A 13,880-nucleotide genomic window follows, 5' to 3' on the forward strand; every position below is an offset into this window, starting at 1 on the left:
TAGAGTTTGGATAAACGGTTTTTCGGAAATACTAACATCCTGAATCTTGTTTTTAGATGCATGAAATTTCTGTTGTCCGGTTAAAACTTCAGAGATTCCTCGCTTCACTCAGAATGACAGGCAGTTGCTGGCTGCTGGGCTGGAGGATGGGGTTGGTTTGCTACAGATTCGAAAACCAACCCCATCCTCCAGCCCCATATGAACCTGAGAGACTGTCATTCTGAGCGTAATAAAATGAAGCGAAGAATCTTTAATTAATATTGGTTTTTTAATCGGACGATAATGGCATGAAATATAAAACTGTTAATCAACTTTAATTTTGTAAATAAACCAATATTCTAAGTACTTTAGCGGTTCCAAAGACAAATGTATGATTCAGGATATTTTTCCGCACCGTTTTGAAAACCAGTATCTCCCTGATCAGAAATTAAATGAAGAAAGTTTTGTGTTTCATTTTACAGGAAATGATCTTTTACTTAAAATGAATGGGGATGTAATTGAACTGCCTAAAGTTAAGGATATATCTTTCAGTCAGGATAAGATAAGTCCGACCTTTTTGTTTATGTTCGATGAAACGTCCTGTTTTTTATTAAGCGGTGATATTGCATTCAAGCATCCTGATCTGGCTTATAATGAGATCAGTTTCTTCAGACGCATCAGTCAGCAGGAGATTGCCTGGGTCAGTCTGGCAGCCTATCACCTTAAAAACTGGTATGAGCAAAACCGGTTTTGCGGAAAATGCGGGTCAAAAACAAAACATAAACCTGAAGAAAGAGCACTGATCTGTCCTGAATGTGTTACGGTTGTTTACCCTAAAATATCGCCTGCAGTTATCGTGGCAATCATAAGTGACGATAAAATCCTGCTTGCCCGCAATACGAATTTTCCGGGAAGCTGGTTTTCTTTAATTGCCGGCTATGTGGATGTGGGTGAAACCCTTGAAGATGCCGTAAAGCGAGAAGTAATGGAGGAAGTTGGGATTGAGGTTCAAAACATCAGGTATTACAACAGTCAGCCATGGCCCCTGTCCGGTTCAATGATGATTGGTTTCATTGCACAAGCAAATGCAACACAACCCATTGTTATAGATGAAAAAGAAATAGCTGAAGCGGCCTGGTTCACCCGTGATAATTTACCTGCACATCCTTCTGTAATCAGTATTGCCGGTGAAATTATCGGAAAATTTGAACGAGGTGAGCTTTAGGATGCAGCTGTAAAGAACCTTTTCTTTTCAGTTAATGCGTTAATTGTTCCCAAGTATTTTATTAAACCCAATGCGGAAGCCAATTGTCAGATAAAATCCGGGATCACTTCTCGATATCCGGTCTGACAATTCACTAAAATTATCATCATACCAGGGAGTTGATAATCCCAGATACGGTTCTGCCACTAACCAGTTATTTATCTTGTGTTTATAAGTCAGTTTCAATCCAGGGACAAAGCCCACGGAAGTGTGTTGAGAACGGTACGAGTCTCTCTGGAAATCAGGATGATTCATATATGCCAGGCCGGCATATAAACCTACATTGAACCCGCTGAAGCTACCGGCATTGAAATAGTGCCTGAGTTCAACTGCCGCTTCAGTGCCGAATGCCGGGTTAGGAAATTTTTCGAAGAGGGATACCGCGCCGGCACCTCCCCAAAAATTGACTGTGTTGCGTTGGGTAAACGAAAATTCATAACTGGCTATTCCTTCCAGGGATAATGCTACGCCACCATCTTTATAAGGTGAGTAAATAACATCCGCTACTGCTGATAAACTCAGAATGCAGATAAGTAATAAAAGGCAGGATATTCGTTTCATAATTTGAGTGATTTAAGAGTTTGGTTTGGTTGTTATCATTATACGCATATTCTTTACATCCTGAACCAGTTTGTTTAGGACTTTTAATTGTTCATAATCTTCTTTGGGGATTAAATCTCTGAATATTTTGTAATGTGACTGAAGAACCAGCTGATTGTTATTCACAATATTCAGTTTAAAAATATACTCACCGAAGTTATTATGAATTTCTTTTTCAATACTTTCATTTCCAAGTAGTTCTATCTTGACCGGAAAATTAAGCACAAGTAGGAATAGGTCAGTGAAGGTATAATCCAGGTAATAATTAAGATCCATAGAATCCTGCTTGCTTTCTATCAAAGAATGCTGGATAAGGTCTTCAAGGGTGATGCTGATTATAGAGTCATTGATAAACGTAATGTTATTTTTAACAGTTCCTTCGGCACAAAATTTAAAGGTAAAAGGTCTGGTTGATTTTAGATCCGTTTCAAGTACAGTATCAATTTCAAATGCGCTTTCATTTCCTTCATATTCGTTGTATGCATTATAAAAATCTTTTGCGTCTTCATCCTGATACAGCATGGTTATAAAACTTCTGATGTCAGTAGAAAGTCCTCCTGATACAGAGACGTTGGATTTAAATGTTGATGTTTTTGTTATGGGATCTACATCGCAATAATAAATAAGCTTTGAATTGTTTGATCCCGGGCTGAATCCTGGCAGCTTCACAATCTGTGTTATAACGGAATCAACCTCTGCCATTTTGAGGTCATAATTTATAAACTGGTCGCTTTTCTTTTTAATTTCGTATTTGTAAGGTTTTACCAATACAGCAACCGTATTATATATTGAAGTCGGGATCTCGTCTATCTGGTATTTGAAAGATTCATTCGGTGGATATAAAAGGCTTAAAGATCCATCGTTGTTTTCAAATCCAAAGAAAATGTGTTCGTATTCACCTTTTCTTAAGTAATACGGATCCAGTACGCCGGAGCGTTTATCTCTGGCAAACACAGCCCAGTAATTAATATCCAGATCTTCAAGAAGTTGCCGGTACATCCTCCGGATGCTTATGGGGTCGAAATGTTTCTCTTTTAAGAAATATCCACTTGATTTAATAAATTCGTCTTCTGTTGTTGGTTCAATTGTATAGTTCCGGTTGAGTTCATCTATTAAAAGTTTAAACTGAAAGAACTTGCTGCTGTCCTGTGCATCTCCGATTACTCGTCTTTTCCATCGTTTATAATATGTAGAGTTTTCATAATCGAGTAATATGGGTTGTGTTATAAAATTAAACTCTGTGTTATAGACATCTTTCCATGTTTTTAGTTCATCATCTTTTTTGTCAACTGCATAATACAAATATGGTAATTCACATGGCAGACAAGTGTATTGGTTTTCAACGATGCCGGGTATATTTTCCATTTTGAATACGCAGTAAATGAGTGTGTCATTTGCGATGGTCATAGGATCAGGAAAACCATTATAGGTTTTGTATCTCACGATTAACTCAGGAGATGTTTTTAAAGTATATTCTGTAGTTAAACTAGGTATTTCGCTGTATAAGTTGACAAATCCTCTGAGTTGACTTGCAGATACGGTTTCCCAGAAAATGTAGTTGAACTCAATAGTATCACCCGGCTCTACACCAGGAATCGGATAACTGATAAGATCCGTATTGTCTATTGATTTTTTATGTTTAAAGAACAGTGCCGAATCCAGTTCTACAATTGAACCATCAGCCTTTAATGTTCTGATGCCAAATTTTTCAAGGTGGTTCCTGGCAATTTTATTTAATCGTATAAAGGAATACTCATCAACGCCTTTTCTGGAATTAATGATGAGTTTACTTTTATTGGAAGTGTATTTTTTATATCGGTTCCAGTTTTTGATGTAAGAAATATCGGTGTAGGAGTATTTGTAATATGCGTCTGCTTTTTCTGTATAGATCCTGAAGGATTCATCTGAAATACTATCAGATGCGAGTGTGGAAACACTGCTAATTAAACAGACCGATACCAGTATCAGTAACTTAAATTTTGTTTTTAACTTTGAGAATAAGTGGTTCATCTTTAAATTTCTTGAACGAATTTAAAATATCATTGATGTTATCCGTATTTTCTTTTGTGGTAAACACATCATCAAATGAAAAGTCGTACTGATATTCAATTATCTCATTTGTAGGTGAGTAAATTTTTATGTGAAGAAACATTCCTTCATGAGAATACTTATGTTCTATGGGTTCAAACGGTTCTACTGGTTCCGACAGCTTAAGTCTGAGTCTTAACCGTTTTTCAAACGGGTTACCGACATAGGTGCCTTCCAGAAGGGTTTCTCTTTCATTGTTTTCAAATAAATCAGGAATAAAATCCAGAAACAGATAATCATTGTCACCCGAACTGAATTTTTTCCCGCTGACACTCATAAAGCCACTACCGGAAACAGTGGTATCGGTGCAGTTAAAATTAAATTCATCAACTTTCTGATGATTGAAAGTATTCTCATAATGTTTGATACTAAACGAGTTAATTTCGGAGGTTGTTAAATCAAGGATTTTCCGCTTCAGATAATTTCCTGATATACCATTATAAGTTACATTAAATGTTCCTGACATTCGTTTTTTATCGGGAACATCTTCAAGAGAAATATTGTAGCTAATTAAATTCTGCTCTGGTGTATAAGCATCACATGTGTAAAATTCGGCATTTTCAGGTGCAATAATAAACAATGAACGATTCTGAATACTTTCCACAGGTTGATATAATCTGTGAATCGGATCGGTTGGGTCCAGTAAAACGGTTTTGTTATTCAAATAAGCGATACAGATAAGATGGTTGGCAGAACAAAGTGATGGATAGTCACAATTGCATATGTGGTTAAATGTGGACGCCAAAGCAATTGTACTGTTTATTCCTTTGTATTTAAGTGCTTCACATAAAAAATTTGAAAGAGCCTTGCAGTCACCCTGCTTGCTTCGGAACACTTCGTTAACATGGGAAGGGATAAAAGCTCCCATTCCAATTTCAATGGCAACATATTTAAAGTTTGATTTCACATAATTGTAAAGTATGCTGGTGATTTCTTCTGGATTATTCAGACCGTCAGTTAGCTCATCAATTTTTGCCAAAGCAATAGAATCAAGACCTTTACTTGGGCCAATCTTTTCGAGATACCAGTCTTTTAAGTAATTCTTTGCACTGCTATTGTATGATCTGGGATATACAATTGTACGCATTAATGGCACCTTGAGGTTTTTATATATACCAAAGAGCATTAATGGATCCGATTTGACTATAACGGGTGCGGTTTTTATATGCCACGTCGTAGAATTATCTTTTTTTAAAGAATCAATAGTCAGATATTTTAGAGAGTCATTTTTGACTATGTCGTACCGGAACCAGAAGTAGTCTGGAACAGATATGCTGTACACTATTGTATCAACATCATAATAGGAAAAAAAAGGAAGATTTGAAAGATACATCAACTCATCGCAGTGGAGTTGGTATGATATCCTGGCTCGTGTTTCCTGCGGTAAAATAACGTATTTTACTTTTTTACTTGTAAGGTAATCTAATTCTACATCATCTTCTTTTATCAGAGGGTTTTTAATCGTTTTTAATCTTCTTCCTTTTCGTTCTGAAAGTGTAATTTGTGTCAGACTTTCCATCTGTTCATCATAAATAACAGGAAAACCAACACTTTCTTCATTAGCATAGAAATCCACTGTTATATATCTGGTAAATGAGCTGTCATTATTGACCAGAATGTTTTCTGCAATGCGACTGATGTGCAGGTCTTGTGAAAACCCTGACAGGTTTATCATAAGTAAACAATAACAAATATACCAACCGGAAAGTGTTTTTTTCATACGGTAATTTTCTCTATTGGCTGGATACTAAGATAAGAATTAAAGATGAAATTGCAATGCTTGCCTGAAGTATTTGAGGTGTTAAACATAATCATTTCAGAATATTCAGAGGTGAGTCACACTTAATTAGATGGTTATACGGAGATGATTTTAAATTTTTCAGAACGTTTAATTAAAATGTCAGGCCTCCGGTTAATTTTATTAATTTTATGCCCGCTTTAAATGTAGAATTATGAGTGATAAAAAAATCAGGTTTGTTGTAGCCGGCTATGGTCATATCGGTAAACGTCACGCAGAAATGATCAGGAGAAATCCGGATGCTGAACTTGTGGCTGTTTGTGATCAGCTTTCCATGGAAGAGTTAGGGGTGAAGGATCTGGAAGAGCCATTCTTTCAAAATTTCGAGGACCTGTTATCCTCAGGCCTCGAATATGACGTAGTAAATATATGTACACCAAATGGTTTGCATGCAGATTTTAGTTTAAAAGCCCTGGCAAAACATAAGCATGTAGTGGTTGAAAAACCTATGGCACTGAATAAGGTGGACGCGGAGAAAATGGTTTTTAAATCGCTTGAAATGTCCCGTCATGTATTCTGTGTGATGCAGAATCGCTATTCTCCACCTTCAGTCTGGCTGAAGCAGATAGTAGAAGATGGTATATTGGGCGATCCTTACATGGTTCAACTGAACTGCTATTGGAACAGAGACGACCGGTATTACAAAAAAGGTAACTGGCATGGTGATGCCAGACTGGATGGAGGTACACTGTTTACTCAGTTCTCTCATTTTGTGGATATCATGTATTGGTTATTTGGTGACATTACAAATATTAAAGGTAATTTTAATGACTTCAACCATCACAATCTGACTGATTTTGAGGACTCCGGACTGGTGACTTTCGATTTCATCAACGGAGGAATGGGAAGCATCAACTATTCCACCTCCATTTATCATACAAATTTTGAGAGTAGCATCACGATTATCGGATCAAAAGGAACGGTAAAAGTTGCCGGGCAGTATATGAATGAAGTCGTGTATTGCAATGTTAAAGATTACGAGATGCCTGAGCTGGCACCTTCAAATCCTCCCAATGATTACGGCCCCTATAAAGGATCTGCACAGAATCATCACCTGGTTATACAGAATGTGGTGGATAAACTTAAAGAAAAAGGGGCCATTACAACCAATGCCCTTGAAGGATTAAAGGTGGTTGATATTATTGACCGGATTTATGAAGTGAAAAACAAATCTTTTACCAAGAAGAAAACGGAGAATAAGTGATTTTCACATGAGATATAAATAAAAACTCCCGAAGTTATCTTTCGGGTGTTTTTTCATATATCCTAATTTACTGTTACGAAAGAGACTTGATTTTTTCTGCCATAGCGGCACCAAGCGCAAGACATTCCTGTAATTTAGCATCGGTCATACGCAGTTTTTCTTCAACCGGAATACCCACAACATCCAAGTTCAGTTCTTCGGCGAACTGCTGAAAATGCTTGTGTGTTGCACCCGACCAGGCATAAGAACCAAAATAACTGAACAAACGGTTTTTTACACCGCGTATTTTTATTTTATCCAGTAATGCCTGAACCAATGGAAACAGTTGATTAGAGTAGGTAGGACTACCGACAATCAATCCATTGTACTTCCAGATGTCAGATATAATATAGGATGCATGTGATTTGGATACATCATGCATGACAATATTCTTCACTCCGTTTTCAGAGATGGCATTGGCTATGGTTTCAGCCATTTCTTCTGTATTTCCATACATTGAACCATATGCGATAACCACCCCGCTTTCTTCCGGCTCATATTTACTCCAGGTATCGTATTTCCCGACAACCTTTGGGATATCAGTTGTCCAGACAGGTCCGTGAGTGGAACAAATGACTTCGATATCCAGTCCGCTTAGTTTGGAAAGTGCTTTTTGTACAGGGTTGCCATATTTCCCTACAATATTGGAATAATACCTGCGCATCTCGTCCCAGATGTGATCCAGGTTGATATCGGTGTCAAAAATACCACCATCCAGTGTACCCCATGTTCCGAACGCATCTGCGCTGAACAGCACTTTTTCAGTGGCATTATAGGTAACCATAACTTCCGGCCAGTGCACCATGGGAGCCGTGTAAAACTGTAACTCATTTTTCCCAAGAGTCAGGGAGTCACCTTCCTTTACTTCAAGTTTATTGCATTCCATGCCAAAAAACCCATCCAGCATATCAAAGGTCTTTTTGTTTCCCACAATTGTTATCTCAGGAAAACGGTTCTTAATCATACGGATACTTCCACCATGATCCGGCTCAATATGATCCACTATCAAATAATCGATGTTACGGCCTTTGAGTACTGTCTCAATTTTTTTCAGGTATTGTTCCACAAAGCTGATTTCCACTGTGTCAATCAGTGCAACTTTTTCATCCATAATTAAATAGGAGTTGTATGAAACACCACGCGGTATGGGCCACATGTTTTCAAACCGCTCCGTTTTTCTGTCGTTTACACCAACATAGTAGATATCACCTTTTATTTGCTTCGAGGTATACATTTCAGTCCAGTTTTTAAATCGCTGCAAAATTAGAAAATAATCCTAAATGCGGGGAATACATTTTAAACTATTATCGGGGTAGGAAAAACTATTTGCATTAATATAAGGCAGATAATTTACCTTTTGTCAGATCGTTGTGTTTTTCAAAGCACGCTTTTTAAAAAAAAATATGGAGGTTAAACCGGAATACTCTACATTGTTAATTGAGCAATTAAACAAACCTTAATATCAATTGTTTTGAAGATGAAACTAATATATAAATAGTGTTTAGCAGAATTTTTATGTGGACACGTCAGGTGGTGAACAAAACCGTTGGAAATAAGTTCTGTTAGATTGAATGTAGCAGATAATAAATATTACTATAAATGGCAAGTTTTAATATTGTAATGCCCAAGATGGGCGAAAGTATACAGGAAGCGACCATTACAAAATGGTTTGTAAAACCGGGCGACAAAGTCGAGGAAGATGATGTTCTGCTTGAGATTGCAACCGATAAGGTTGATTCCGAAGTTCCTTCACCGGTTGATGGTGTGGTTAAGGAGGTCCTGTTTAAAGAGGATGATACCGTAGCCGTTGGTGAAGTAATTGCGATTATTGATATGGAAGGAGAAGCCGGTGGGGATGATGACAGTGGTGAAACGAAGGAAGAGACATCCGGTGGCGATTCAGAACAGAAAGAAGATAAAGATAGCGGGGAACAAAAGGATGATCAACAGTCTGAACCGGATGAAGAATCAAAAGAACCGGGTGCAAGAAGCAGTTCGGGTAAATTCTTCTCTCCTGTTGTCCGTAAAATAGCCAAAGAAAACGGATTAAGTGAGTCGGATCTGGATTCAATTAAGGGCAGCGGTTTGAATGGCCGGGTGAATAAAGAAGATGTGCTGGCATTTATTGAAGACGGTGGTGAAGCAAAAGAAGCCAAAGCTGAACCTAAAACCGAAAAAGCTGCTTCAAAACCAGCTGCACCTCAACAGCCAACGCAGGCTGCTAAAATTGAAATTTCCGTATCGGGTGAAGATGAAATAGTTGAGATGGACCGTATGCGCAAGAAAATTGCAGAACATATGGTGTCTTCAAAACAAATTTCACCACATGTTACCTCTGTTGTGGAAGCTGATGTTACCACTCTGGTAAACTGGAGAAACAGAGTGAAGGATGAGTTTCAGAAGAAATATGGTCAGAAACTGACATTCATGCCTGTGTTTACCGAGGCTGTTGCAAAAGCGCTTCGCGATTTTCCATGGGTTAATGCATCAGTCAACGGGGACCAGATCATTTTGAAAAAGAACGTAAATATAGGTGTTGCAGTGGCCCTTCCTTCCGGCAACCTCATCGTTCCGGTAGTGAAGAATGCAGATATGATGAACCTTGCAGGTCTGGCTTCCAACATGAACAGTCTTGCTGCAAAAGCCCGTGAAAACAAGCTGTCCCCGGATGATATTCAGGGAGGAACCTTTACCATCACGAATTTTGGTTCATTCGATAATATCATAGGGACACCAATAATTAATCAGCCTCAGGTAGCAATTCTTGCCACGGGATCCATTAAAAAGAAAGTATCTGTAATTGAGACTCCGGAAGGAGATACCATTGGTATCCGCAGTAAAATGTATTTGTCTCTCTCGTACGATCATCGTATCGTGGATGGTATGCTGGGAGGTAAATTCCTGAGACGAGTTGGTGATTACTTAGAAAAATTTGATCCGGAAAGAACGGTATAAAACTCTCAATTATGAAGCGAAACGAAAAGAAATACGGCGTTATTCAGTCAGATAAAGAAGATTTAAAAAAGTGGTTTTACCTGATGACCCTGGGACGGGCGCTCGACGATAAGGCGCCTAATTACCTGAAACAGGCCATCGGGTGGTCTTATCACGCTCCAGCCGCGGGGCACGATGCCATTCAGTTGGCCATAGGTCAGCACTTCAGACCGAAGAAGGATCATCTGTTTCCGTATTACCGTGATCTGGTGACTTCGGTATCTGCAGGATTAACGGCCAAAGAAATTATATTAAACGGGATATCAAAGGATACAGATGTGGCTGGTGGTGGTCGGCACATGTCTAATCACTTTGCCAAACCGGAATGGAATGTTCACAACGTATCTTCCTGTACAGGAAACCATACCCTCCATGCCGTGGGTGTGGCCCGTGCAGTTAAATATTACAAGGAAGACGCGGTTGTTATTAGCTCACAGGGTGAGTCATCCGTATCGGAAGGTTATGTGTATGAGGCCATTACCGGAGCAGACCGCGAGCGTTTACCCGTGGTTTTTGTTTTTCAGGACAACGGTTACGGCATATCGGTTCCTAAAAAGGATCAGACTGCAGCACGTAAGGTAGCAGATAACTTTGCCAGCTTTAAAAACGTAAAAATTATTCATTGTAACGGAAAAGATGTATTCGATTCCATGAATTCGATGGATGAGGCCGTTGAGTTTGCGGTGAAAGAACACAAGCCGGTAATCGTGCATGCAAATTGTGTGCGTATACATTCACATTCCAATTCTGACAGACACGATCTTTACCGTGATAAGGGAGAGCTGTCGTACGTGAAGGCTTATGACCCGGTTAGTAAGTTCCGCAGAATGTTACTGCGTTATGAACGTTTTACCGAAGAAGAACTGGCATCGATTGAAGCAGATGTAAAAGCGGAAGTTAAAGCTGCCCATAAAGCTGGTCTTGCAGCACCGGATCCGAAACCTGAAAGCATTTATGACTTTGTTATTCCTGAGCCATATCAGTCGGAGAAGTATCCGGATGGCCTGCATAATTCTGAGAATGAGCCGATGAAGTTTATTACGGCTCTGAATGAAACGCTGAAGGCTGAATTCCGAAACAATAAAGAAACATTCCTTTGGGGACAGGATATAGCCAACAAGGATAAAGGCGGAATATTCAATGTGTCAAAGGGCATGCAGCAGGAGTTTGGTAAAGAGCGCGTGTTTAATGCGCCAATTGCCGAAGATTTTATTATGGGAACCGCAAACGGGATGACCCGTTACCGAAAAGATCTGCGTGTTGTGATTGAAGGGGCTGAGTTTGCAGATTATTTTTGGCCTGCAATGGAACAGTTCGTGGAAACAACGCATGAATACTGGCGTACCAAGGGACAGTTCTCGCCGAATATTACAGTTCGTCTCGCATCCGGTGGCTATATCGGTGGAGGATTATATCACTCCCAAACTATTGAAGGTGCCATGGTGACTTTTCCCGGTGTCCGTGTAGTATATCCTTCATTTGCAGATGATGCTGCCGGATTGTTACGTACATCGCTCCGTTCAGAAGGGATGACATTGTTTCTTGAACCAAAGGCATTGTATCAGGATCCCAAGGCAGCTACACCGGTACCTGAAGATTTTGAAGTACCCTTTGGAAAAGCCCGCATCAGAAAAGAAGGATCCGATCTGACATTGCTAACGTATGGTAATACCACACATATGGCATTGGAAGCGGCTAAAAAAGCTGAAGAAGAAGGTTTGGGGGACGTGGAAGTTATTGACCTGCGCTCTCTTTCCCCACTGGATACGGAAACCATTATTGCTTCTGTGAAGAAAACATCGCGTGTTTTAATTGCGCATGAGGATAAGGTTTTTGGAGGATTTGGTGGTGAGCTCGCCGGTATTATATCTAAAGAGGCATTTGAATACCTTGATGCGCCAATCGGCAGGGTTGGGTCAGAATTTATGCCCGTTGGCTTTAACAGAATTCTCGAAAAGGCTGTTCTGCCGAACAGCGATAAAATACTAAAAGGAATAAAAGAAGTACTGGAATTTTAGTTTTGATAATTTATATGATTAAAGGCCGGGAACCGTAGGGTTTCCGGCTTTTCGTTTTATAGCTGTTATGTGGTCTGTTAATTTAAGGGTGTATTTGATTTAACCGGCTTATTTAAAGTGGGTTTTCTCTTTAAATAACATTTTGATTCCTTTGGTTTTGTTAATAACTTCGCACACAATTTATATGCAAATTTACGTTCTATAAAAGATTTTTTAATTTTCTTTGCGTTGAAAAGACGATTTACGATGGGTAAAATCATTGCTTTAGCAAACCAGAAAGGAGGCGTCGGTAAAACGACCACAACCATTAATTTAGCGGCCAGTCTTGGTTCACTTGAGAAAAAAGTATTGGTTGTTGATGCCGATCCGCAGGCCAATGCAACATCAGGGATGGGTATTGAAGTTCGTGATGTTGAATACAGTCTCTACGAATGTATTGTGGATCAGATTGATACCAAACAGGCCATATTGCCAACCGATGTGGAGGGTGTGCATCTGTTACCGTCACATATTGATCTGGTGGGGGCCGAAATAGAGATGCTTGATCTGCCGGAGCGTGAAAAAATGCTCAAGAAAATACTTGAACAGGTCCGGGATGACTTTGATTTTATTCTAGTCGATTGTTCCCCGTCACTGGGACTCATAACCGTCAATTCTCTTACTGCTGCCGACTCGGTTATTATTCCGGTTCAGTGTGAATATTTTGCACTGGAAGGACTGGGTAAGCTGCTGAACACCATTAAAATAATACAGGGTAGATTAAATCCTGAACTGGAAATTGAAGGCTTCCTGCTTACCATGTACGACTCCCGTCTAAGGCTGTCAAATCAGGTGGTGGAAGAAGTGCGCACCCATTTTCAGGACATGGTATTCGATACTATTATACAGCGCAATATTCGCCTGAGCGAAGCACCCAGCTACGGAACACCGGTTCTCTATTATGATGCCAATTCCAAGGGAGCACTCAATCATCTGAATCTGGCACAGGAAGTAATCGCAAAGAATTCAAAATAAAACTACATGGCAAAAAAAGCTGCTCTGGGAAAAGGATTAGGTGCATTAATTGATAATGCCAACGATACAAAAAGTAAACATAATGATATGTTTGATGAGGTTGAAGTGAGCCTTATCGAAGCTAACCCTTATCAACCACGAACAGTTTTTGAGGAACAGGCGCTTGAGGAACTGGCAGAATCCATCGCAAAGATCGGAGTGATTTCGCCTGTTACATTGCGTAAGCAGGGTGATAAGTATCAGATAATTGCCGGAGAAAGAAGATTCAGAGCTTCAAAAAAAGCCGGCCTTGAAAAAATTCCGGCCTACATCCGTAAAGCCGGGGATGACAGCATGCTGGAGATGGCTCTGGTTGAAAATATTCAGCGTGAAGACCTGGATGCCATTGAAATTGCGCTTTCATATCAGCGTTTAATGGATGAGTTTGATCTGACTCAGGATGTGGTAAGCAAACGTGTCGGAAAAAAAAGAGCCACCATTGCCAACTACCTTCGCCTGTTAAAACTTCCGGCCGAGATTCAGCTTGGTATTCGTGACAGAAAAATTCAAATGGGGCATGCCAGAGCCATGCTCGGAATAGATGATGCTCAAACCCAGCTTATGGTTTATGAACAGATTATGGAATATGATTTTTCGGTTCGTAAGGTTGAGGAAATAGTTCGGGAGCTGAATGAAGAAAGCAGGGAAGAATCTGAACCGGTACCGGTTCCACGGAAAAAACTTCCGGAAGAATATAAAGCACTGAAAAAACATCTTTCTTCCTTTTTTGGAGTAAAGGTAGCTTTTTCAAGGGATGAAAAAGGGGAAGGGAAAATCTCTATTCCGTTTTCATCTGATGAGGAACTGGAACGTATAATCAGTATTTTGGATAAATTACAGTAA

At 39.5% G+C, this 13,880-nt stretch carries 10 protein-coding genes; 6 read left to right on the top strand and 4 right to left on the bottom strand.

Annotated features, from left to right (window positions below):
• Positions 1–370: 370 nt before the first annotated feature.
• Positions 371–1,204 carry an NAD(+) diphosphatase gene (gene nudC, locus ACE1EF_RS11835; RefSeq protein ID WP_375720878.1) on the top strand — a complete coding sequence of 278 codons (834 nt, stop codon included), beginning with the start codon at positions 371–373 and terminating at the stop codon, positions 1,202–1,204.
• Positions 1,205–1,243: 39 nt separating this feature from the next.
• On the opposite strand, the gene ACE1EF_RS11840 is transcribed toward nudC, so the two are convergent.
• From ACE1EF_RS11840 to ACE1EF_RS11850, 3 genes are read right to left on the bottom strand one after another with little or no spacing between them, the layout of a single operon-like run.
• A complete protein-coding gene (locus ACE1EF_RS11840; protein WP_375720879.1) occupies positions 1,244–1,804 on the bottom strand; it encodes a hypothetical protein in 561 nt (186 codons plus the stop codon).
• Between the two features lie 12 nt (positions 1,805–1,816).
• On the bottom strand, positions 1,817–3,853 hold the full coding sequence (locus tag ACE1EF_RS11845; protein ID WP_375720880.1) for a DUF3857 domain-containing protein: 2,037 nt from the start codon (positions 3,851–3,853) through the stop codon (positions 1,817–1,819).
• A complete protein-coding gene (locus tag ACE1EF_RS11850; protein ID WP_375720881.1) occupies positions 3,816–5,651 on the bottom strand; it encodes a transglutaminase-like domain-containing protein in 1,836 nt (611 codons plus the stop codon). The genes ACE1EF_RS11845 and ACE1EF_RS11850 overlap by 38 nt, the downstream gene beginning before the upstream one ends.
• Before the next feature lie 232 nt (positions 5,652–5,883).
• Between ACE1EF_RS11850 and ACE1EF_RS11855 the strand changes: the two genes are divergently transcribed.
• Positions 5,884–6,933 (top strand): Gfo/Idh/MocA family protein, encoded by a 1,050-nt coding sequence (locus ACE1EF_RS11855; RefSeq protein WP_375720882.1) that lies wholly within the window; start codon positions 5,884–5,886, stop codon positions 6,931–6,933.
• A gap of 73 nt (positions 6,934–7,006) precedes the next feature.
• Here ACE1EF_RS11855 and ACE1EF_RS11860 read toward each other — a convergent pair whose 3' ends face one another.
• Complete coding sequence (locus tag ACE1EF_RS11860; RefSeq protein WP_375720883.1) at positions 7,007–8,206, bottom strand: FprA family A-type flavoprotein; 1,200 nt, start codon at positions 8,204–8,206, stop codon at positions 7,007–7,009.
• Between the two features lie 365 nt (positions 8,207–8,571).
• Between ACE1EF_RS11860 and ACE1EF_RS11865 the strand changes: the two genes are divergently transcribed.
• The 4 genes from ACE1EF_RS11865 (at position 8,572) to ACE1EF_RS11880 (ending at position 13,880) form a co-directional block, all read left to right on the top strand.
• Positions 8,572–9,927 carry a dihydrolipoamide acetyltransferase family protein gene (locus ACE1EF_RS11865; RefSeq protein WP_375720884.1) on the top strand — a complete coding sequence of 452 codons (1,356 nt, stop codon included), beginning with the start codon at positions 8,572–8,574 and terminating at the stop codon, positions 9,925–9,927.
• Between the two features lie 11 nt (positions 9,928–9,938).
• Positions 9,939–11,984, top strand: coding sequence for an alpha-ketoacid dehydrogenase subunit alpha/beta (locus ACE1EF_RS11870; protein WP_375720885.1), 2,046 nt, complete (start codon positions 9,939–9,941; stop codon positions 11,982–11,984).
• A 228-nt stretch (positions 11,985–12,212) separates the two neighbouring features.
• Positions 12,213–12,998, top strand: coding sequence for a ParA family protein (locus ACE1EF_RS11875; RefSeq protein WP_473774491.1), 786 nt, complete (start codon positions 12,213–12,215; stop codon positions 12,996–12,998).
• A gap of 6 nt (positions 12,999–13,004) precedes the next feature.
• Positions 13,005–13,880 (top strand): ParB/RepB/Spo0J family partition protein, encoded by an 876-nt coding sequence (locus tag ACE1EF_RS11880; protein WP_375720886.1) that lies wholly within the window; start codon positions 13,005–13,007, stop codon positions 13,878–13,880.

The sequence above is a fragment of the Quyinboa sediminis genome (assembly GCF_042219855.1).
In the GTDB taxonomy this organism is placed as follows: Bacteria; Bacteroidota; Bacteroidia; order Bacteroidales; family UBA5342; genus JBHJHP01.